Annotated in this window: 17 protein-coding genes, 1 pseudogene, 1 riboswitch and 1 other annotated feature; of the genes and pseudogenes, 4 read left to right on the top strand and 14 right to left on the bottom strand. The window is 52.5% G+C overall.

Annotated features, from left to right (window positions below):
* Window positions 1-34 precede the first annotated feature (34 nt).
* From mreD to ACYUJT_RS23670, 6 genes are all read right to left on the bottom strand, one after another.
* Window positions 35-559: a rod shape-determining protein MreD gene (gene mreD / locus ACYUJT_RS23695; protein WP_460327063.1), complete on the bottom strand. Its 525-nt coding sequence runs from the start codon at window positions 557-559 to the stop codon at window positions 35-37.
* Window positions 559-1,434, bottom strand: coding sequence for a rod shape-determining protein MreC (mreC, locus tag ACYUJT_RS23690; protein WP_460327061.1), 876 nt, complete (start codon window positions 1,432-1,434; stop codon window positions 559-561). The genes mreD and mreC overlap by 1 nt, the downstream gene beginning before the upstream one ends.
* A 131-nt stretch (window positions 1,435-1,565) precedes the next feature.
* Window positions 1,566-2,597, bottom strand: coding sequence for a rod shape-determining protein (locus tag ACYUJT_RS23685; protein ID WP_460327059.1), 1,032 nt, complete (start codon window positions 2,595-2,597; stop codon window positions 1,566-1,568).
* Between the two features lie 39 nt (window positions 2,598-2,636).
* Window positions 2,637-3,326, bottom strand: a complete 690-nt coding sequence (gene radC, locus ACYUJT_RS23680; RefSeq protein WP_460327057.1) for a RadC family protein — start codon at window positions 3,324-3,326, stop codon at window positions 2,637-2,639.
* 148 nt (window positions 3,327-3,474) lie between these two features.
* On the bottom strand, window positions 3,475-4,086 hold the full coding sequence (locus tag ACYUJT_RS23675; protein WP_460327055.1) for a Maf family protein: 612 nt from the start codon (window positions 4,084-4,086) through the stop codon (window positions 3,475-3,477).
* Window positions 4,087-4,253: 167 nt separating this feature from the next.
* Window positions 4,254-5,372 (bottom strand): SPOR domain-containing protein, encoded by a 1,119-nt coding sequence (locus ACYUJT_RS23670; protein ID WP_460327053.1) that lies wholly within the window; start codon window positions 5,370-5,372, stop codon window positions 4,254-4,256.
* Between the two features lie 138 nt (window positions 5,373-5,510).
* Window positions 5,511-5,624, top strand: a riboswitch (TPP riboswitch).
* Window positions 5,625-5,754: 130 nt separating this feature from the next.
* On the opposite strand from ACYUJT_RS23670, the gene ACYUJT_RS23665 reads away from it, so the two are divergent.
* The 4 genes from ACYUJT_RS23665 to ACYUJT_RS23650 are packed head-to-tail and all read left to right on the top strand — an operon-like array spanning window position 5,755 to window position 9,579.
* On the top strand, window positions 5,755-6,393 hold the full coding sequence (locus ACYUJT_RS23665; RefSeq protein WP_460327051.1) for a YkoF family thiamine/hydroxymethylpyrimidine-binding protein: 639 nt from the start codon (window positions 5,755-5,757) through the stop codon (window positions 6,391-6,393).
* A gap of 2 nt (window positions 6,394-6,395) precedes the next feature.
* Entirely contained in the window at window positions 6,396-6,995 is a 600-nt protein-coding gene (locus ACYUJT_RS23660) for an ECF transporter S component (RefSeq protein WP_460327049.1), read from the top strand.
* The gene (locus tag ACYUJT_RS23655) at window positions 6,995-8,773 is read left to right on the top strand and encodes an ABC transporter ATP-binding protein (RefSeq protein ID WP_460327047.1); all 1,779 of its coding nucleotides are present in this window, start codon (window positions 6,995-6,997) and stop codon (window positions 8,771-8,773) included. Before ACYUJT_RS23660 ends, ACYUJT_RS23655 begins: the two co-directional genes overlap by 1 nt.
* Window positions 8,770-9,579: an energy-coupling factor transporter transmembrane component T family protein gene (locus ACYUJT_RS23650; RefSeq protein WP_460327045.1), complete on the top strand. Its 810-nt coding sequence runs from the start codon at window positions 8,770-8,772 to the stop codon at window positions 9,577-9,579. The genes ACYUJT_RS23655 and ACYUJT_RS23650 overlap by 4 nt, the downstream gene beginning before the upstream one ends.
* Before the next feature lie 76 nt (window positions 9,580-9,655).
* Here ACYUJT_RS23650 and murC read toward each other — a convergent pair whose 3' ends face one another.
* The 8 genes and pseudogenes from murC to ACYUJT_RS23610 all read right to left on the bottom strand — a co-directional run.
* The gene (gene murC, locus ACYUJT_RS23645; RefSeq protein ID WP_460327043.1) at window positions 9,656-11,026 is read right to left on the bottom strand and encodes a UDP-N-acetylmuramate--L-alanine ligase; all 1,371 of its coding nucleotides are present in this window, start codon (window positions 11,024-11,026) and stop codon (window positions 9,656-9,658) included.
* A gap of 8 nt (window positions 11,027-11,034) precedes the next feature.
* Window positions 11,035-12,411: a bifunctional folylpolyglutamate synthase/dihydrofolate synthase gene (locus tag ACYUJT_RS23640; RefSeq protein ID WP_460327040.1), complete on the bottom strand. Its 1,377-nt coding sequence runs from the start codon at window positions 12,409-12,411 to the stop codon at window positions 11,035-11,037.
* Between the two features lie 120 nt (window positions 12,412-12,531).
* Window positions 12,532-15,201, bottom strand: a complete 2,670-nt coding sequence (locus ACYUJT_RS23635) for a valine--tRNA ligase (RefSeq protein WP_460327038.1) — start codon at window positions 15,199-15,201, stop codon at window positions 12,532-12,534.
* Window positions 15,202-15,283: 82 nt separating this feature from the next.
* Window positions 15,284-15,558: a binding site (T-box leader), on the bottom strand.
* A 94-nt stretch (window positions 15,559-15,652) separates the two neighbouring features.
* The gene (locus ACYUJT_RS23630; protein ID WP_460327036.1) at window positions 15,653-18,001 is read right to left on the bottom strand and encodes a glycoside hydrolase family 9 protein; all 2,349 of its coding nucleotides are present in this window, start codon (window positions 17,999-18,001) and stop codon (window positions 15,653-15,655) included.
* Between the two features lie 34 nt (window positions 18,002-18,035).
* Window positions 18,036-19,964 carry a cellulase family glycosylhydrolase gene (locus ACYUJT_RS23625; protein WP_460327034.1) on the bottom strand — a complete coding sequence of 643 codons (1,929 nt, stop codon included), beginning with the start codon at window positions 19,962-19,964 and terminating at the stop codon, window positions 18,036-18,038.
* A gap of 80 nt (window positions 19,965-20,044) precedes the next feature.
* Entirely contained in the window at window positions 20,045-20,554 is a 510-nt protein-coding gene (locus ACYUJT_RS23620) for a hypothetical protein (protein ID WP_460327031.1), read from the bottom strand.
* A gap of 12 nt (window positions 20,555-20,566) precedes the next feature.
* On the bottom strand, window positions 20,567-21,292 hold the full coding sequence (locus tag ACYUJT_RS23615; protein ID WP_460327108.1) for an endo-1,4-beta-xylanase: 726 nt from the start codon (window positions 21,290-21,292) through the stop codon (window positions 20,567-20,569).
* A gap of 39 nt (window positions 21,293-21,331) precedes the next feature.
* A pseudogene (locus ACYUJT_RS23610) lies at window positions 21,332-21,541 on the bottom strand (carbohydrate binding domain-containing protein); the annotation flags it as partial.
* Between the last annotated feature and the right edge of the window lie 75 nt (window positions 21,542-21,616).

Below are 21,616 nucleotides of genomic sequence, written 5' to 3'. Positions count from 1 at the left end.
CCTGCTTCTTAAGGAAAAGCACGGAATGTCAGGCTTAATTCTCGGAAGAACGGCGCTTAGTAATTAACTCCAGCTGGCGTCTAAGAGGGACATAAATAATCAAGGCAAATACGACGTGAACGAATACGTTAGGGATGATAAAAGTCATTAAAGCCCAGGTATAAGGCTGATGCGTCAGCTCGAACAACGAGTAAGTGCCGAACAGGATCGAATCCAGCAGCAGGCTGCCGATCATCACGACGATCATCATCAGCGGCAGCGGAGCTCTCGGTGAACGGAAAACAAGGCCGAGCAAATAACTGGACAGCCCCATAGCAAAAGAATAAGCCCCAATGATCGCCCCGTAGAATACCACATCCTGCAGCAGCCCAAAGAGAAGTCCCAGCACCAGGCCGCTATGCCGGTTGTCGTACACAGTAATAAACAGAATTGCAATATAAGCTAAGTGAGGTACAATGCGTGTCTGCCACGAACCGGGGATGATCCAAGGAATGATCGTTCCCTCGATAATAAACAATACGAACACCAGCAGGATCAGTATATATTTACGATTCCTCACTACTCCAAGACCTCCGGTGTATATACCACAATCAACTCTTTCCAGTCCGTGAAGCTCGCCGCGGGCTCTATGTAAGCCGTATACGTCAATCCGTATTCGCCAACCTGAATGTCGTTGACTTTACCGATGACCATCCCGCGCGGAAATGCTCCGCCGACGCCGGAGGACACAATCGTATCGCCGACCGCGAGCGAAGAAGTATCATCGATTTTATTCATCAGGAACATGCCTTTATCGGGATCGTAGGACTCGACGACGCCAAACACTTCATTCTCTTTTCCCTGAGCCGTAGCGGAAATGCCGTTCGAATTCGGATCCTTCGCATCCATAGTCGTAAGCAGCTTGACGGTTGAGGTAAAGTTACTGACCCGGCTTACCGTACCTACAAGTCCTTCAGCAGAAATAACAGCATATCCCACCTTGACGCCGTCATTGCTCCCCAGGTTCACTTTAATCGTCCGATTGATCGGATCGTTATTTACACTGACCACCTGCGCGATGCGGTAGGTGTAATTATACTGGTTCTTTTGCGCTTCCGTGAAGTGGAGCAAATCAGACAGACGGGCATTCTCCTGCTCAATCCGATTATAGATGGCTTTATCCCGGGTATAGTGAGACAACGCGATCTTCAAGCTCTCGTTCTCTTCTTGCAGGGCGCGCAAGTTAGAGACATCCTCAATCAAGCCGGCGATATACGAAGTAGGCTTATAGAAAATCGACTGCACGAAGCCAACCGTATCTTTCACGAACTTCTCCGGCCAAGACAAATTCGCCCGGGGCCCGAGCGTAAATCCCATTATAGCGATAAACAAAATGAGTCCCATCAGCAAAATAAACAATCTTTTGTTGCCAAGCAGCTTAAACAGTTTAAGCACCCTCCAACCTTGCAATTTCTCCTCTCCACGAGTCCACCTATATTATTATAGAAAAACGGCACAGCCGTCCATGTCAGGACGGCGCCGTTTTATCATGAATAGTGCATATTCTCCCATCTTCAGCGCACAAATTAGCGCTTGCGAAGGGCCGAACTGCTTCTTGATTTGAACAAATGGATGTTGTCGAGAGCTCTCCCCGTACCGATGGCAACGCAATCGAGCGGATGCTCGGCTACGATGACAGGCATACCTGTCTCTTTGGCCAGAAGCTTGTCGAGGTTGCGCAGCAATGCGCCGCCGCCTGTCAATACAATGCCGCGGTCCATGATATCTGCCGCCAGCTCGGGCGGACATTTCTCCAGCGTTACCTTGACCGCTTCCACGATGGCATTCACCGTATCGCCAAGCGCCTCGGTAATTTCGTCGGAAGTGATGGAAATGGTCTTCGGCAGCCCGGTAACGAGATCGCGCCCCCGAATTTCCATCGATTCCACCTGCTCGAGCGGAAGCGCCGAGCCAACATCCATCTTGAGCTGCTCCGACGTTCTCTCACCGATCATCAGATTATATTGGCGCTTGATGTATTGAATAATAGACTCGTCCATGTCATCACCGGCTACGCGCGCGGACTTGCTGGTAACAATGCCGCCGAGCGAAATGACAGCAACCTCTGTCGTTCCGCCGCCGATGTCTACGACCATGCTGCCGGTTGGCTCCCATACCGGAAGATCTGCACCGATAGCTGCCGCAAACGGCTCTTCGATGGTGTAGGCTTCACGTGCTCCGGCCTGCTTCGTAGCATCCTCTACCGCACGCTGTTCAACCGCTGTAATGCCAGATGGGACGCAGACCATCACGTTCGGATGGCGCTGGAACAAGGAACGCTGCTTCTGAGCCTGGCGAATAAAGTATTTAATCATCGTTGCGGTGGTATCGAAGTCGGCAATAACGCCGTCCTTCATCGGACGGATGGCACGAATATTGCCAGGTGTTCTCCCGATCATTTTCTTGGCCGATTCCCCGACCGCTACAATGCTCTTATTATCTGTATTCATCGCTACTACCGACGGTTCTCTCACTATAATTCCTTTACCTCGAATATAAACGAGCGTATTCGCTGTACCCAAATCAATTCCTAAATCTTTCGTGAAACCACCTAACATGCTGTAATCTTCCTTTCCTTCTGTATCTGGTCTATTATATTACATCAGGCCTTGCTCCTTCAAACTTATGAATTCCCCGTCTCCGATCACAATGTGGTCCAGCACATCGATTCCGACGATTTCTCCGGCTTTGCATAGGCGCCGGGTCATCCGGATATCCTCCGGGCTTGGCGTCGGGTCTCCACTAGGATGATTATGGGCGCATACGACAGACGCACTGCTGCATTTAATCGCTGCGCGAAACACTTCTCGCGGATGGACGATCGAGGAATTCAAGCTTCCCATGGAAAGCGTCTCCTGAGCAATGATATGATTTTTTGTATTCAAAAATAAACAGACAAAATGTTCCTTCTGCAAATAACGCAGCTGCTCCATCAGCAAATCCGCTGCATCCCGCGGGCTGCGAATGACCTGGGCCTCTGGCAGTCGCGTCTTCGCAAGCCTCTGCCCCAGCTCGATTCCTGCTTTAAGCTGCACCGCTTTGGCCGGGCCGATGCCCTTGAGCTTCATCAGCTCGTCCAGACTGAGATCCACAAGATTGCGAAGCCCGCCAATTCCACTCAGCACACGCTGAGCCAGATGTATAGCCGATTCATCCCGGGTACCCGTGCGAAATAAAATCGCCAGCAGCTCGGCATTACTGAGCGATCCGGCTCCGAATTGCATCATGCGTTCTCTAGGTCTTTCCTCAAAAGGCATATCGCGCAGCAAATATTGCGGCGTATCCATTCATATCCCTCGCTTCCGAATGATTAGGCATTGGTCCGGATAACCGGCCGCCAGCAAATTCATTACGGAAGGATATGCTTTATCTCTTCCTCTTCTTAAACAACGTACATATGAAGTTATTTGTTACATCGTTTTCGGCTGGAATCGATTACCTTAACACTTGGATTCCAAAACGGCAGAGCATCTCGCTCAGCAAGGAAAGCGGCAGTCCGACCACATTGAAATAACAGCCTTCGATTCCTGTGACAAAAATCGACCCGAGTCCTTGTATCGCATAAGCGCCCGCTTTGTCCAAGCCTTCTCCGGTCCTGGCATATGCGGCGATTTCATCCTCGGCTGCGGGTCTCATCGTAACGGCCGTACGGCGATATTCGACTTCCGTTCGTCCGCTATTCGCATCAATGCAAGCAATGGCAGTATACACATAGTGGCTTCGTCCCTGCAATGAACGGAGCATCGAAGCTGCCTTCGCTTCATCCTTGGGCTTGCCGAGCACATGTCCATCCAAGACGACGATCGTGTCGCTGCCGATGATCACGGCTTCGCGCGATGCTTGCTCAAGCGATGTTTGAACCGCCTTGGCCTTGCGCAGCGCAAGCTCCATGACGATTTGCTCCGGCTCCCATTGCTCCGGTGTAGTTTCGTCCGCTTCGCTTGGAATAACCTCAAACGGAATATGTAAGGAAGCCAGCAATTCCCGTCTGCGTGGTGAAGACGAGGCCAATATTACATGCCGCGATGATGAAGCTGCAAATTCCAAGTTAGGATTCTCCTTTGCTCGGCCTTCGCCCGAATAAGTTCAGAGCTGTTAACCTCGCCATTTTTTGACACTTAGCACTTCATTATTATAAGGTTAATTGATCGGCAATACAAACATAAAAAAGGCAGGGGCAACTATTTCCAATTCCCTGCCTTTCGATTGTTCGTTCACGGCCCCTCTTTGCCTCCGACCAGCTCTTGTTCTGCCAGAATGAACCGCATCGCTTCATTTTGCACTTCCCAGAGCATGGTCTGCTCGCCCTTCTCATTAAATTCCTCCATCGCCTCGACCGCACTGTTCATCGCCTTCTCCATTTCCTTCGCTGCAGCCTCTGCGGAAGATGTCAGTTTGCCCCGAACCGAGGCAGCGCTCTTGGTCCACAACTGATGGCTTTCCCTTAACTGGCCGATCTCCTCCTGGCTCTGGCGTTCAGGGGTAGCTTCTCCCAGAAGAGCTGCCGAGGAGGAGCTCAGCATGTAAGCGAGATCCGCGCTTTGCGCCAAATATTGCTGAAGGGATGCTGCATCCCCCTTATATTCCACGGTAACGGATTCCGGCAAGGCAATCTCATGCAAAATAAGGTGGACACCCCCCGTTTTCAGCCTCCCGCTAAGCAATTTAGCTTCTTCGCGATTAGGGGAGACTCCTGCGTATACCCGCTTCTCATCCAAGGTATCCCGCGCAGCAGCGATGCCTGCGGAGCGTAATTGTTCCTGGGCTAGCGCGACGCCTTCCGCCGTGCTGAATACGCCGTACTGCAGAAAATGATAGCTTTGCGAAGGCAGAACGACCTGCACGAGCGGAGCCTGTTCCTCCGTGATTAGGCTGCCCAGCACAGGGATATCTGCCGCTTCTCCGGCTGCCTCCTGCTTCGGCACGCTAATTCCGGGGATCGGCACCGACATTTCCTGATTGAACATCGACAGAACGACGAATCCAAAGAGCGCCCCGGTCACGATCGCCCCGGTCAGCGAGCCGGCAACCTTCCACCAGGAGGTTCGCGTTTGGCGAAAATAATAATCACCGCCGCCTGGTTCGGAGTGCTCCGGAAATACGGCAATCCCTGTTCCGGTATGATCCGTAAAAGGATCTCCCCAATAGTCCATCGTTTCTACCGCACGGTAAGCTGTGGTAATATCTTTGGGTCCCTGATCCGATTGCTCAGGCTCCTTGTCATGCCTTGGAGCGGGGACGGGTTTTATCCCCTGCTGGTCCCAGGCCCCCTGTGCATGGCGGGCTTCCCGCCCGTGTTCATCGAACCGGAATGTCATCTTCGCCTTGTTCACGATCCGCACGCTCCTTGTCCTCTCTTCTACCGTTACAATATGAATATTTGCGAGAATATAGACCAGTTCATTTAGGCGAGGTCTTTACAATTTAATGGAACTCTGTATAATGGGAACCATTGACAACCGCATAACGGAGAAATGCACTAGGGGTGCCTTTGCTGGCTGAGAGATCGTTCCCGATTGAGGAACGGTTAACCCTTTACACCCGATCTAGATCATACTAGCGTGGGGAAGTGCGGGGAAACGATGAATAGCGCTGCATGTTCACTTTAATATATTAAAGCAAGCACAGGCTTGGATCGATAAAACCGCACTCTTCGGGTGCGGTTTTTTTGTCGTTCCAGGCAATGATTAATTTATCCAAGGGAGGAAAAGTAACATGAACAACAATCCGATCGAGCAAAACATTCAAGCTGTGGCTTGCGGCACCAGCCGCATCGTCGGCTGCCGGTTCTCTTTGTTTCCGATGAGCGACCGGTTCGTCCCGATCATTCTCGAAGCACTGGAGCATACCGACACGTCCAAGGTTTGGGTTCAGAGCGATGACGTCAGCACCTGCGTGCGCGGCCGCCATGAGCATGTGTTCGACGTCGTTAAATCCATCTTTCTTCAAGCGGCAAAGAGCGGCGAGCATGTCGCGCTCAGCGCAACTTTCTCCGTCGGCTGCCCGGGAGATACGGAAGGAGACGTCTACATGTCCGAGGACGATGTCCGCTTAAACGAGGGGAACGACACTTCGGTAGATACCGCAGCTCAATTCGCGCTCTATCCGATGGGGGTGCCCCACTATATGGACGTTATCTATGATGCGGTAAAAGCTGCGGAAGCCGAGGGGACGTTCTCCGGCGGGATTCATTACGCCAGCCGCTTGGACGGTAATGCCCATCAGGTTTTCCGGTCGCTCGAGAACGCCTTCGTCACCTCGAGCACCAAGACCTCCCATCTAGTCATGACTGCGACGATCTCCTGCAACAGTCCATCAACTAAACCGGATCATGTGCAGAGGAAGGGGGAATAAGGATGTCATCCTGGAAGCTTCGCGACATTATCGTTCTCAGCTCGCTGTCTGTCGTATTTGCTGTCGTGTACTTGATTTTCCTGCAGGTAGGTAATGTGCTCGTCGGCTTTATGGGTCCGATGGGATATGAGGTCATCTTTGGCATATGGTTTATCGTTTCGATTATTTCGGCCTATATTTTGCGCAAACCTGGAGCAGCCCTGCTGTCCGAGACGATCGCCGGAACGATCGAGGTATTGATCGGCAACGTCACCGGCCCGATTCTGATCCTGTCCGCCTTTATTCAAGGTCTCGGCGCGGAAGCAGCCTTCGCCGCCGTAAGATACCGCTACTACAACACGCCAGTGCTCATGGGAGCAGGCGTAGGCGCCGCCGTATTCAGCTTCGCTTGGGGCTTCTTCCATTCCGGGTTTGCCGCATTGTCCACGGGTCTTGTCATCTCCATGTTCATCGTCCGGGTTATCAGCGGAGCGGTCATCGCCGGCCTGTTGGGTAAATGGATATCCGATGCGCTGGCCCGCACAGGCGTGCTGAGAAGCTTCCCCATTGGAAAGGCCGCAGCCCAAAACGCTAATCAAAAACGAACTTCGGTGAAGCTGTAATGAATACAGCGCTACCGGATCAAGATACGATGGATAAACCGATTGTTTTGGAGACGAAAGATTTATCCCTGGCTTTTAGCGAGGAGGGGGAGGAGCTAGTATTCTCCTCAATTTCTCTCCGTTTGCACCAAGGCGAAGTAATGCTGCTTCTCGGCCCGGGCGGCTGCGGGAAAAGCTCCTTGGCCCTCTGCCTGAACCGGGTGTATCCTTCAGCCATCGATAGCCTGGTGACTGGCGGCGTTTATCTGCATGGCGAATCCCTCGAAGGACAAGACCCAGGGGAGATTGCGCAGCAGGTAGGAATCGTGTTCCAAGATGTGGACAGTCAATTTTGCATGCTCAAGGTGGAGGAAGAGCTTGCTTTTTGCCTGGAGAACATCGGTTGTCCGCGGGAACAAATCAGCGCAAAGATTGACGAAGCGCTGCAGCTTGTCGAACTGACCGGCTGGCGGAACGCACATATCCATACTTTATCTGGAGGAATGAAGCAGCGGCTGGCACTGGCCTGCGCATTAGCCCTGAATCCGCAAGTGCTCATCCTTGACGAGCCTACATCCAATCTGGATCCGCTCGCCTGCTCGCAGCTGGCCGGTCTCATTCACTCTATTCGCAAGCAGCGGCAAATGAGTATCTTGCTTATTGAGCACCAGCTTGATGCCTGGATGCCTTATGTAGACCGCCTTGCCGTGATGGGTACGGGTGGAAAACTTGTGTACGAGGGAGAACCGCGGACCTATTTTGCCAATTCCAAAGAAGAAGCACAACATTTGGGGATATGGATGCCAGGAGCCGTTCGCCTCCACGAGCAGCTGCAAATAGAGAAGAAGCCTACATGGCAGCCGATCACCAGGGATGAATTGACCGAGCTATGGCTGAGCAAACCCGACTCTGTAAAAAGAACGCTGCTTCAACAGCTGGAGCAAACCGAAACCTTCCAGACTGTGCTGCCTGACGGAGGATCCGCCGATCCAAACGGCCAGGATGGCTTGCTGTTGATCGATAGCCTTTCCTTCGAGCGCAGCGGCGGAAAGAAAATCCTTGACCGGCTGTCCCTATCGATCCCGGCCGGGCAGTTCATTGCACTCGTCGGCCAGAACGGGGCGGGGAAGTCGACTCTCGCCGCTCTCTTGTCCGGGATATTAGAGCCGTCCTCCGGCAGAATCAACTTCTCCGGCCAACCTTTGCCGGATTGGCCGGAGCATGAGCTGCGAAAGCGCGTCGGCCTTATTTTCCAGCATCCGGAGCATCAATTCGTCACTGATACCGTCTATGACGAGCTGGCCTTTGGCCTGCGGCTGCAGAAACTGCCCGAGGAGGCGGTATCCGAACGGGTCAATTCACAGCTTGAGCAATATCGCCTGCAACATCGCCGTGATTTCAGTCCCTTCGCCCTCAGTCAAGGGCAAAAACGCCGATTAAGCGTAGCCGCGATGTTGTCCGAGGAACAGCAGGTGCTGCTGTGCGACGAGCCGACCTTCGGCCAGGATGCCTACTCGGCCCTGGAGCTGATGAATTCGCTGCGCGCCCGGGTAGACCGCGGACTGACCGTCATCATGATTACCCATGATATGGAGCTTGTCCAGCAATTTGCCGATCGGGTCATCGTGCTGGGCGAGGGGAGCATTCAATGGGACGGACGCCCTGAAGAATTATGGGATTGGCCTGAGGAGCAGCTTCGGGCGCATAAGCTCGTCCCTCCGCTCACAGCCCATTTGAAAAATAAGCTGAGATCAGCGCTCCAAAGAACACAAGATACCTGTGGGGAGGTTCTCGTATGATACGATCAGGCGCATTTGGCGGGTTCTTGAATGAAATGAATCCCTCGATCAAAGGACTCACCGTCATTATAGGGGTTATTCTGCTGTCGCTCGCCTTCGACCCGGTCACCATTTCCGTCAGCCTGATTTATATATTGATCGTCACCGTCATATTCGGCCGGATTTCCTGGCGCAGATGGCTGTTCTTGTTCGTGCCCTTCTTTATTATGGCCATCGGTTATTTCTGGACGGCCGCGCTTTTTCCGCGTTCCAATTTGCCGCAGGACTCCCCCCTGCTCTTATCGTGGGGAACGCTGAAGCTGACGGAGGCCGGTTTCAATCTGGCCCTCTCACTCGCCTTGCGCACCCTAATGTTCTCGGCGCTATCGCTCATGTTCGTCCTGACGACGGAACCCGTCAAATTTATGCTTAGTCTCATGCAGCAATGCAAGCTGCCGCCAAAGCTAGCGTACGGCATCCTGGCCGGATTCCGCTTCCTGCCTCTGTTCCGCGAGGAGCTTCGCATTATGCAGCAGGCCCACCGGATGCGGGGGATATGGCGGGAAAAGCGCAATATCCGCTCGATGCTCCATGCTTTTAAACGTTACAGCATCCCTCTCCTGGCTAGCGCTATTCGCAAGTCAGAGCGTGTAGCCGTCGCTATGGTATCACGCGGGTTTACCGGCGGCAAACGGGATTTCTACTGCCAAATGAGCATTCGCCTGCGCGATTGGATGTTCATGGGCATCGTGCTGGCCGGTATAGCGCTGGGATATGCAATATCCTATGCGCTAGGCACCTTGACGTGGTATGGGGGCCAATTATAGAGCGTTGAAGAAAAACAGAAAGGAGCTGTCCTCCGCAGACAACAACTGCGCTTGGGACAGCTCCTTTATAACTTGCTTAGGCCAGGCTCTTGGCCAACTCATGCCCTACCTTCCAAATATCGCCGGCACCCATCGTAATGACGAGATCGCCAGGCTGCAGCCGCCCTTGCAAGTCTTCAAGGACGTCCTGCTTTGTCGGCAGATGTCTTGCTCCGGCATTACTGTTGACTTTGATCAGCTCCACCAGCTTCGAAGAACTGACTCCTTCAATCTGCTTCTCTCCCGCAGGTGAGTAAATATCCGTAATGATTACTTCATCCGCTCCGCCAAACGCGCGGCTGAACGCATCCAATAGGAAGAAGGTTCGCGAATACCGCTGGGGCTGGAATACGGCAATAATCCGTTTTCCGGTCGCCTTAGCTGCGGCAATCGTCGCCTCGATCTCTGTCGGATGATGGGCATAATCATCGATGACCAGAATGTCGCGGCTCTCGCCCAGCACCTGGAATCGGCGTTTTGCGCCATGAAAATGCTGGATCGCCTCGGCGATCTCCGTAAAAGAAATGCCTGACTCAAGACAGGTAATTACCGTGGCCATGGCATTGTAGACATTATGTCTGCCGGGAACCGACAGCTTGACTTGGCCCAGGGGCTGCCCGCCACGGTTTATCGTGAACGTAACCTTCCGGTCCCCAAGCTCAATATCTGTCGCCGTATAATCGCATGCCTTTTCAATGCCGTAGGTGACGACCTCGCATTGCAGCTTCGGCAGCAAGTCGCGGATGTTCCGGTCATCTCCGGATACGATCGCTTTGCCTTCCGGTTTGATTTGATTCAGAAACCGCACGTAGGCCTCTTTCAGCTTGCCGAAGTCGCCGCCGTAATTTTCCAAATGGTCCGCCTCAATATTCGTAACGATGCCAAGCGAAGGATGGTACTGGAGAAAGGAGCCATCGCTCTCATCAGCCTCGGCAACGACGCATTTGCCTTGCCCTGCTTTGGCATTCGTGCCGATATCCATAATTTCGCCGCCGATAATATAGGTAGGATCCGTTCCGCACTGCTCCATCACTAGAGCGATCATGGAGGAGGTCGTCGTTTTGCCGTGTGCTCCCGCAACGGCTACGCCCGTACGTTCATTCAGCAGCCTTGCCAGCATTTGCGAACGATGCAGGACCGGAATTCCCTGCTCCTCGGCTGCCACTCGCTCAACGTTGTCCTTTGGCAGCGCAGTTGAGTACACAACTAAATCCGCTCCATGCACCTGCTCTTTAGTATGTCCAATATAAATTTTAGCTCCTTTGGCCGCCAGCTTCTCCGTTAACTCCTGGGAAGCGACGTCCGAACCGGTCACGGTGTAGCCCATTTCCAGCATAACGCGGGCAATAGCGCTCATTCCATAGCCACCGATCCCGATAAAATGTACATGTTGTTCTGTCGTATTCAACAATATGGTCACCAGCCTTTTTCAGAATCGGTTTGATGCAAAAGGGTTGCCCGCACGTCCGAAATCATATATAGCGTGCCTGTAACGACCCCAAGATCCTCCCGTTCCGTCCGTGATTGCAGCAGTGCCAGCGCACGCTTCCAGTCACGCTCCACAATGACTTCAAGATCCGCCTTCGCCATATCCTTCCGCATTTGCTCCACGAACTGATACAGCGAATCCGCATCCATTTTCTTGCGAAAATCGGGCTCGGTCAGAATAAGCGTATCCACTATTGGTAATATATGCTCCAAGTATTCACGATGATGCTTATTAGCGAGCATACCCATCATCAAATTCAGCTTCCGGTAGCTGAATGCTTCCGGAAGGCTTCTTGCGAGCGCCTCTGCTCCTTCGGGATTATGCGCGCCGTCCAGAACGATACGAGGCTGATCTGACACCTGCTCCAGCCGGCCTGCCCAGAAGGCGTTCTTGAATCCGGACAGCAGCTGCTCATCCTCGAGAACGAAGGCCATATATTGACGCAGTACCTCCAGCACCATCAAAACCCCGGCAGCATTCGTGCATTGGTGCCCGCCAAGCATCGACAGCTCGATATCCATGTTCCGAAAAGGACCCTTAAACTGAATGCTTTGGGTTCGTCCACTTAAGCCGCCGCCCTCATAATGAAACTGCTCTCCGAGCAAATAGAGTGTCGAACCCTTCTCTTTCGCCGTCTCTTTCAGAATGGCGATAACGGAAGGCTGGCTAGCGCAGCTGACTACCGGTACGCCGGGCTTAATGATGCCTGCTTTTTCGCGGGCGATGTCCTCTAGGGAATCTCCTAAAATATCGGTATGATCCATGCCCACATTCGTAATAAGGGACACGATCGGAGTAACCAGGTTCGTAACATCCATTCTGCCCCCGAGCCCAGTCTCCCATACTACGACATCGGGATAGCATACTTCCGCGAAGTAGAGAATTGCAAGCGCCGTACTCACTTCAAACATTGTTGGAGATCCTAACTCGGTGGCAGCGATCTCTTTCACAACGGGAGCAATACGGTTAGCCAAGCTTAACAGAGTCTCCTCTGGAATATCCTCTCCGTTAAACTGGAATCTGTTCGTAAATTTCGTAATGTAAGGGGATGTGAACATCCCTACGTCGTATCCGCACTCCTTAAGCGTTGAGCTTAAAAAAGCGCAGGAGGAGCCTTTGCCGTTCGTTCCGGCCACATGTATGAACTTCAGTCTTCGCTGCGGGTTGCCAAAGTGCTCCATCATCCGCTGAATACGCTCCAGACCCGGACGGATGCCAAACGGTATCAAACTGTTAATCCACTCTACCGCATCTGTGTAACTTGCCAACGGCAGCTGGATTTCTTCCGAAAGATTAACCCCCATGTCACATTCACCTTCGTTAATGTATTGAACTAAAATGCTGCTTCAAAATATGGAAAGGTACAGCAAGAGCCGAATAAAGCGAATCAGGCTCCTGCTGTACTGAGTTTATTAACCTTGCTTCTAGCCTTTCAATTCAGCGATCCGCGCCAGCACTTTATCGCGCTTGCTCGCATAATCAGCCATTTTGGCGCGTTCTTCCTCGATGACCTTGGCAGGTGCTTTGGATACGAAGCCTTCGTTCGCCAGCTTTTTCTCTACGCGCTCTACCTCTTTGTTCAAGTGATCGAGCTCTTTCTCCAGACGGGCGATCTCCTGGCTGATATCAATCAGGCCTGCTAATGGCAAGTACAGCTCGGCTCCCGTTACGACGGCTGTCATCGCCTTATCTGGAACAGCTGCGCTCAGTGAAGCCTCGTATTGTGAAGTGTTGCAGAAACGCCGGATGTAGTGGCTGTTCCGCTCAATGATGTCCAGCAGTTCGGCGGAGCCCGGCTTCACAATCAATTCAATTTGCTTGCTCATCGGCACATTCACTTCCGCCCGGATATTCCGAACGGAGCGGATGACGTCGATCAGCAAATTCATTTCGCGTACGGCGTCCGGTGCTTCAAGCGCCGGATCAAACTGCGGCCATTCGGCCAGCGTGATCGTTTCGCCGCGATGCGGCAAATGTTGCCATATTTCCTCGGAAATAAACGGCATGAAAGGATGGATCAGGCGCAGCGTCCGGTCAAGCACATAGGCAAGCACGGACTGCGTTTTTCTTTTGGCCACAGGATCATCGCCATAGAACGATAGCTTAGCGAATTCAATATACCAATCGCATAAATCATCCCAGATGAAATTGTAGAGTTCCCGGCCGGTTTCCCCGAATTCATAGGCATCAATCAGGCGGGTAATGTTACGGGCCGTCTCATTGAAGAGGTGGAGAATCCAGCGGTCAGAAGTCGACAGGTCGCCTTGAATATCGATATCCTCAAATGTTACACCTTCCAAATTCATTAACGCAAATCTGGAGGCGTTCCAGATTTTATTCGCAAAGTTGCGGGCCTGCTCGACGCGTTCCCAATGGAAACGCAAATCCTGGCCAGGCGTACTGCTGGTCGAAATCATGTAGCGCATAGCATCCGCGCCGTATTTCTCGATAACTTCCAGCGGATCAACGCCGTTACCCAGCGATTTGGACATTTTCTGTCCTTCGCTGTCCCGCACCAATCCATGAATCAGCACGTCCTTGAACGGAATTTCTCCGGTAAATTCAAGGGCGGTAAAAATCATCCGCGCTACCCAGAAGTAAATGATGTCGTATCCAGTAACGAGAACATCCGTTGGGAAGTAGCGCTTGAAGTCCTCGCTATCCTCATCCGGCCAGCCGAGCGTGGAGAACGGCCACAGGGCAGAGCTGAACCAGGTGTCCAGAACATCGTTGTCCTGTACCAGTTCATGCCCGCCGCATTTGGCGCAGGTATCCACGGCTTCTCTTCCGACATGCAGCTCGCCGCAGGATTCGCAGTACCAAGCCGGGATGCGGTGTCCCCACCACAATTGGCGGGAGATGCACCAGTCGCGGACATTTTCGATCCAGTGCAGATAGATTTTCTCAAACCGCTCCGGTACGAAATGAACGCCTTTGCCTGATTTTTGAGCAGCAATCGCCGCTTCTGCCAACGGCTTCATTTTAACGAACCATTGCGTCGACAAATAAGGCTCGACCACGGCACCGGAGCGCTCGCTATGTCCGACCTGGTGAACATGGTCTTCAATCCTTACGAGAACGCCGGATTCCTTGAGATCGGCTACGATCGCCTTCCGGCACTCGCTGCGATCCAGTCCTTGGTATTTGCCGGCCGCCTCATTCATCTTGCCGCTCTCATCCATAACGGTAATTTGCGGCAAGTCATGACGCAGTCCTAACTCGAAGTCATTCGGGTCATGGGCAGGGGTAATCTTCACCGCTCCGCTGCCGAATTCTTTATCGACGTATTCATCGGCAACAATCGGAATTTCACGATTCACGATCGGCAGCACGAGCGATTGGCCGATCAGATGGCGGTACCGCTCATCCTCAGGATGAACGGCTACAGCCGTATCCCCTAGCATCGTCTCGGGTCTGGTCGTAGCTACCGTAATAAAGCCGCTGCCGTCCTTAAGCGGATATTGCAGATGATACAAATGGCCGTTGACCTCTTTATATTCCACTTCAATATCCGAGAGGGCCGTACGGGCCGCAGGATCCCAGTTAATGATATATTTGCCGCGATAGATCAGGCCCTTTTCATATAGCTTGACGAACACCTCGCGAACAGCCTTGGACAACCCCTCATCCAAAGTAAACCGCTCGCGGGAATAGTCCAGCGAGAAGCCCATTTTCGCCCATTGTTCGCGGATCGTGTCGGCATAATGCTCTTTCCATTCCCATACTTTCTCGAGAAACTTCTCGCGGCCAAGATCATAGCGGGAGATTCCTTCTGCGCGAAGCGTCTGCTCCACTCTCGTCTGCGTAGCTATTCCAGCGTGGTCGGAGCCTGGCAGCCATAAAGCATCGTAGCCCTGCATCCGCTTCGTGCGGATCAAGATATCCTGCAGCGTAAAGTCCAGCGCATGCCCGATATGAAGCATACCCGTTACGTTCGGCGGGGGAATGACGATCGTGTACGGCTTGGCTTCCGGTATTTGACCCGCCTTGAAGAAGCCGCCCTCTATCCAATAGCGGTACCATTTCTGTTCTGCAGCCTTGGGATCATACGTTGTCGGCATATTCGCCGACGAATGCTCTTGGATCTCTGACATAATTTCAACCTCCGTTACAATTCAGCATTGCCTTAGCGTAATCAGACTAGTCTTGCTCAAAAAATACAAAAAGCCCCTCGTCTCAAAGGACGAAAGGCTTTACTTTCGCGGTACCACCTTTGTTTTGCAGGTTACTCAGCCCCGAAACCGCTACATTCGCGGAATCGCCGAGAAACTCACAACACTCGTACAGATAACGGCTGCTACCGGCCCGTTCTAACAGCTACAAACTGAATAGCTGCTCAAACAAGCGACTCCCGGGTGACTTCGGCCAGCTGCATCCTGCGGAATCTTCCAGCGCTGCAATCCCGCTCTCTGAAGGGCTCACTGCCTACTCTTCCCGTTCCATGTCTTTTCACACGGTTATTTAAGTTAATCCATATTATCATAGCGTGAAATGGACTGGGAGTCAATATTTGGTCTGAATGACTACGTAGAGCCATCCCGGCAATCAAGGCTCGTTTCCGAATACCAGCGTTCCGTTATGGTACAGTGTTACGCGGTCCCAATTTGCATAAGCGGTCTTCGTAGGATCAAAAGAATAATCATTGCTCTCGTTGAGGTTCGTCCAGTTGCTCGCATGATTGCGTGCCTGGATATCCCCGGTTTGTCCGCCAGGCTGCAGCGAACCCGCTGCCGCTTTGAACGTAATTTCCAAATAGGTATCGGCGTTCGCTTTGCCCGGGTTCATTTTTACGAACGCTCCGCTCAGGTTAGAGCAGCCGACCATGGCCCAATCGCAGTTGAACTGCAGCTGATTATTGCCGTCAGCTGTAAAGTAATACCGCAGGCTCAACTCGCTTAAAGGCACTGCCGTGGTCCCCTTGTTTACGATATTGAAATGAGGCTTGAATTGGTTGTCGGTTGCATTCGTGTCTCCGGCTTTGTACTGAACGATCAAATCTCCACTAGGTCCCGGATTCGGGTCCGGTCCTGGTCCTGGTCCTGGGCCCGGGTCAGGGTTTGGATTCGGGTTCGGGTTCGTCCCTCCGCCTAGCGGCTCTCTATGGTCTTGAATATATTTTGAAATCCACACAAGCGGCGCATTCCAGTTGATCGTATTCTCTTTGGACACCCAGGCATCAGGAGCCGTGTTCTTCGGCGCATATGACTTGGCCGCCGGCATTCCCATTGGCGTCGCCGAATCGTTGATCACCGTGTTGTTTGGCCCACCGGACAGCCAGCCCTTCGGATACGATACGCCGCTCTGGTATTTGCCCCAAGCCCAGCGGTCATGCGTGTCCGTCTCGAAGTATTGGCCGTAACCCGTAATATAAGATAATCTCATCGCATTGTTGCCCATGAAATAATCCATCGCCTGGTTCAGCGCTTTTAAATAATTCAGGTTCTGGCTAAGATCGTACGCGTAGCCGAGCAGTATCATTTTGTTGGCAATGATAGAGTTGGAGCCCCAGTCATAACCTTTGTTCCCCGGCAGCAGCACAGGGTATCCTTCTCCATTTAGTGTCGTGAGCAACCCGTTTGCCTGGTTCAGCACATTCGTCTTCATGGCCTGAAGATCAGAGGCTGGCAGATCGTTTTGAGCCGACAATAGAGACAGCGTTCCTGTCGTAGCGGTAGACTGCCAGTCGAACTGGGATACCTCGCGGTAATGCTGAGATGAAGTTACCGCTGCTTTATAGGATGATGTATTGCTGTCACCTAACGCATAGGCCGTCAAATATAATTCTGCGGCCGCAGCATACCGGTCATCGCTTGTGCGAATGTCGTCATAATCCCCGCCGCCCGGAGCGTCAGGCGTTTGCGAGGTATAGAGAACATTCGGATTCGCCGAAGCCCGTGTCCAGGCCTCCTTGGCAATGCTCCACATATCTGCGGCTTCCGCTTCTTTATACGGCTTGATCAAGCGAGCCAGATGCGCCAAGTTGCGGGCCACGGCATAGGTCGCGTTCGTGGAAGGCGGCTGGGCTTGACGATTCATGCTGTTCTCAGCATCGATATTCGTTACCGGAAACGCGCTCCAATTGTCATTATGAATTTTATGCGAGGCCAGTCCTGTCGAAGGCATGACTCCCTTCATAAAAGTCGAGCCGAACAGAACTTCGTCAAGAATATCGGGGATGCCGTTACTGCTCTCCGGGATGTTCAGAGAGCCGTCCGGGAACGCCCCGGGGTAACGCTCGTATAGATTGAGCAGCGTCCAGGCCGATATCGCCTGATTCACGGGGTAGATTCCGAAGTCTCCTGCATCTGCCCATGAATTTTTCACATTAAGTCTTTCGTTTCCGCACCAGCTGTTATAACAGCCGATCGAATTGTCTCCCGGATGCAGCGCTTTATGGGCAAAAGCAGCGTTGCTCAAGTATTGCGCCTGAATGTCTACGCCCATCCGGTGGAAGTAGAAATATTCCATCGCCTCGCTAGGCAGGTTCGGATATAAATTGCCGTTAATGGCAAACGGCACGCTTTCTCCTAATCCGGAAACCCACAGTCTATAAGTGCCTTGCTCCGAAACGGACGAAAAATCGGCATGATGAATGCGATCGGCGGAAGCCTGATCTAGGCCGTATACATGGGTCTGCCCTTGAGCCGCCACGCTGCCTCCTGTCTTGCGCAGCTCCCAGGCAAGCGGGGACGCCGAATTGCTAACGATCGTGGCTATTTTATCAGCCCCGGGCAAGTAACCGATTTGGTTTACCCGAATTGGGCTAGGGTCGGTGTCCGCATGAACTCCTGCTGGTAACAAACCGGATATCGCCAGCACGAAAATGAGCATGATCGCGATTATTTTTACAAAGCTCCTTACACTGCTTCTCAAACTCTCCGTTAAGCTAGTCATTCCTGCTCCCTCTTTTCATTTCGTTATCATTTGATTAAAGCTCGTTCCCCCAAATTAGCGTTCCATTCCGATATAGCGTTACTTTGTCGTAAGCTTTGTAGGCGGTTTGATTCGGATTAAAAGAATAGTCGTCGGACTCATTCATATTGCTCCAATCCGTATAATGAAATCTTAACTGAATATCGCCGGACTGTTGTCCTGCGGAAATGGAGCCTGCACCGGGTTCGAAAGAGATCTCTACGTAAGCCCGGCCGTCCCCGGCAGTAGCAAATTTTCCGTTTACGTTAGCACAGCCCACGGCGGCATAATCGCAATTAAAAACCGGGGTCTTGCCTGTTTCCGGTGTGTACCAATAGCGAAGCGTGATGCCGCTTAGAGCGACGGAGCTCTGGCCTTTGTTCACGATATTAAAATGCGGAGCGGCCTGATTATCGGAAGGGTTCGTATTGCCGGCACGGTAATGGACCTCCAGATCCCCCGTGGTCGCACCGGTCTGCGGCGTTGCAGCAACCTGTCTGGAATTGGCGGACTCCCCGCTAGTTGTGACCGCAGAAACCACATAATAATACGTGACGCCGTTTGTCAGCCCCGTATCCGCATAGCTGTTCGAACTTACCGTCGCAACCATCATATAAGGACCTCCACTTTGCGTAGAGCGCTTGACGTTGTAAGACGCCCCTTGACCTGCACTGGTCCAGCTTAACGCGACGCGCTGATCCGAAGACACGGCGCTTAATCCCTCAGGTGCGGCAGGTGTTCCAGACCCCGGCGATGCTGAACCGATCTTCGGATACTGGATCGTTTCCAGAACAGCCTGTTTGGCCTGCTCGATCGTCTTCCAGTCGTTCAAATAAAGTCCTCCGGTATCACCCGAGTTCGGATTCAGCGACCAAAAGGTCCAGTTTAACCCATGCTGCCGGATGTAATCCGCCAATGAATTCAGCCAGAGCCTGTCCGACTCGGTAGCGAGATGGGTGCCAAATTCTCCGAACAGAATCGGATAATCCTGCTTCAAATAACCCCAGTATTTCTCCCATACCTGAGGCAAATTGCTCGGGTAATCCGGAGCGCTGAACCACGGTTGATTATATACGCTGGCCGGATACTCATGCGGAGAATAGACCAGCCTGTTCGGCACGTTCAAACGGACCGGATAATCTTTAGCTCCCTGCAAGTTGCCGCCCCACCAGGTACAATCCGCCCCTGTCCAGGGGTCGTTGTTGCCGCCCGGGGCGTAGCACTCATTCCCTTCCACCAAAATGAGCAGATTCGGGTTGATCGCGAGTATGGCATTGCCCGCCTTCTCGGCCGCAATTCTCCAATCGGTCGCCGGGTCCCCGCAGCCCCAGCAAGCGGCGGCATGCGGTTCATTGCGCAAATCCATCGCTACTACCGTATCATTGTTCAAGTATTTGCGCGTCAAGGACTCCCAGTCCGCAATCCAGCGGGACTCCGGATAATCGGCTGTATACCACAGCCCGCTCTCTTGAGCGCTGACCCCCGCATTGGAGCGATGGTTGTCCAATATGACCTTCAACCCCCGCTGCCCTGCTCCTTCGATGATTTTGTCCATGATCTGAATCGAGTTTAAGCCGGCTAGATCCGGATTTTTTGTTGCATCAATGGAATCCGGCATTTTTCCTGGATTCAGCACTTCATTGCTGAACGGAAGACGGATCGAGTTATATCCGAGCCTTTGAATATCGTCCAAAATCTCTTCCCAATTGCGGGCCCACAGCCCATGAACCACATTGTTTCCCGTCTCGAAGCCAAACCAGTTCACCCCGCTGAAATGAACCTCCCGTCCGGAGCTATCTACGATCTTATTCCCTTCAGTATGAAGGTATCCGTCGATTCCGGCCGCCTCCGCGGCTGGAGGAGGGTAAATGCAAATGATCGGCAGCACGATGGCAATGATCGCCGCATAAATCCACAGCTTTATAGATTTTCTAGGATTCTTCATCAAATAAACTTTCCTCCTTTAAAATGATTGACCGTCTCAGGGTTCGATTCCCCACACGAACTGTCCGTTACGGTACAAGGTTATTTTCTCCCATTTAGTAAACGACGTTTTAGCCGGCTCGAAAGAATAATCATTGCTCTCATTTCTCCAGTAGGGATAGGACCAGGTTCGCCGCCGGACTCTTTAAGCTGGACGGCTACTGACAGCACGCCGCTTCCCGGCGTCAGTTCGAAGGTTTCTGTCGCGCGGAGATTGCCTTTCGTTACCGTGAAGTCGTAAGTGCCATGAACCCCCCGGAAAGCGTATTGGCCATTGGCCGATGTCGTCCCGGTCTGATGCGTTGTCCATTCGTCCATCAGAGCGATAAACCTTTGCCCTGCTGCATTCAAGGACCAATCCATGTTCACAATTGCCGCATCCGCGCCCCGCCAGTGGTTATCGGCCCAGAAGCCCCACATCATGATCCCCTCTACCGCCGGATGGCTGAAGGCTGTTCTGTAAAGTGCTTCAAGATTGTCCGCCCTGATATTTACATTGGGCTGTGTAGAATCATATTCGCTAATCCAAATTGGTAAATCCAGGGTCGCCAAATTATCCAGTCTCTACTTCACCACGATCGGATCGATCGTTGCACCGAAATGCCCTTGCACGCCGATACCGTCGATAGGCGCGCCTTGGCCGAGCAGCTCCTGGATATGAAGCTTGTAATCATTGTCGCCGGGCTGGCTGATCACGTTATAATCGTTGACGAACAGCTTGGCGTCCGGATCAAGCTCCTTCGTTCTTTGGTACATGTAAGGCCAAACCGATGCGCCTAGCCGATCTTTGAAAAAACTGCCGTGCATCATTTCGTTGTTCACATCCCAATGAACGAATTTGCCTTTGAAATGATTCACAACGCTAGTGATTCGATCATCCATCGCCTTGCGAACCCAACTGGGTTGATATTGATCAACCTCCCAGTGTATCGTATGCCCCCGCACCGTAATGCCGTTCGCTTCGGCAAACTCCATCATCCGGTCGGCCACGCTATAGTTGACATTGCCCCTGCTGGTCTCATTGGAATACCATTTGGACTCATTTTCGAATACGGCCCAATTGAAATGCTCCTTAAAAAAATTGCTGTACTGGCTATTGGATAGCACCGTGCTGCTCATCGCCGAACCAAAAGGAAAACCGTGTCTGGTCTGCTGTACCTCGACGTTTGCACCCGGTATGGGACGTCCCTCTTCATCGGTCACGAGAATTTGCACGTCGCCTTTGCGGAGCTGCTCGATCCGTGCAATGGCTTCCGCCTTCCAGTCAATATCTGCCCTTTCGGCAACCACAACGTCATCGACGTAAAAATCTACGCCTGCATCGGGACCTTCAAAATAAAGCTTCAACGACGTGACCGCACCCGAAGGCTCATACAGGAACGACCCTCTCAATGTCATCCAAGCGCTGTCCGTCACTGGCGATTCGGCTACGCGAAGATAGTTATCGCCGCTTCCGTCGCTCTGCTGCATCGTAATCAAGATTCGTCCGCTGCTGGCGTTCTTTAGCCGAATTGCGGCGGAAATATCGTACGTACGTCCAGCCGTGAGCTTGCCTTAAATTTCAGTTAGATGCCGAATCCTCCTTAGTTGAAGGAAACGGCGCCACATCGACGC

This window comes from Paenibacillus sp. YSY-4.3, from assembly GCF_054767475.1.
Note: the sequence above shows the minus strand (reverse complement) of the source record. Positions and strands in the feature narration are given on the sequence as shown.